Source organism: Arthrobacter sp. SIMBA_036, from assembly GCF_046535135.1.
GTDB lineage: Bacteria > Actinomycetota > Actinomycetes > Actinomycetales > Micrococcaceae > Arthrobacter.
Map to the genome: position 1 here is coordinate 1 of NZ_JAWRXG010000394.1, position 245 is coordinate 245.

Here is a 245-nt window from a genome sequence, read left to right on the forward strand (position 1 = left end):
TTTAATAATTTGGAGACAAATACGCTATCATGATAAAATAAAGATTCAGAATCATCAATATTTTTGAATGCATATCGTTCTAATTCTCGTACATAATTTCCAAATTCCACCTTCCAAATCAGTTTGCTTTCGATTAATGGGCTAAGCTCTTCATTAATGGCTTGTAAAACATTTGATATTTTTGAAAGATCACTAATCTGGATTCTCAACCTTAAATGATATTCCGGATCGTTGTATCTGATGTA

At 30.2% G+C, this 245-nt stretch carries 1 protein-coding gene; it reads right to left on the minus strand.

Translation table 11 applies throughout. The features are described from left to right. A partial coding sequence (locus SB659_RS20290; protein ID WP_410551734.1) for a lantibiotic dehydratase C-terminal domain-containing protein occupies window positions 1-209 on the minus strand: 209 nt, incomplete at its 3' end. Window positions 210-245 lie beyond the last annotated feature (36 nt).